The sequence below is a fragment of the Parabacteroides sp. TM07-1AC genome (assembly GCF_003480915.1).
Taxonomy (GTDB): domain Bacteria; phylum Bacteroidota; class Bacteroidia; order Bacteroidales; family Tannerellaceae; genus Parabacteroides; species Parabacteroides chongii.
This window is the reverse complement of record NZ_QUKD01000004.1, coordinates 468287-468550: the sequence shown is the minus strand read 5'-3', so window position 1 is coordinate 468550 and position 264 is coordinate 468287. Positions and strand designations below refer to the sequence as shown.

Genomic DNA, 264 nt, shown 5'->3' with positions numbered 1-264 from the left:
CGTCGGCAATTGCCGACGGTTCAGTCCCGGGACTGAACGGAAGCTGTCGAGCAGGCGGCCTTCGGGCGTAAAGATGCGGACGGGCGATGTCGGCATGCCTTCCGGCAGGCGGATGCAGAGGCAAGCGTCTTCGCTCCATATCTCCGGCTCGGGGGCAGCGGCGCGGATCGGCTCGTTGGCTACGGGCGGCAGGTTCTTCACAATGCCGTCGATGAAGATTTCCACGTCGGTGCGCACGTATTTCACCAGGTAGGCGCCGTCGGA

At 64.4% G+C, this 264-nt stretch carries 1 pseudogene; it reads right to left on the bottom strand.

Going from position 1 to position 264, the window contains the following annotated elements:
* A pseudogene (locus tag DXD68_RS24515) lies at positions 1-264 on the bottom strand (hypothetical protein); the annotation flags it as partial.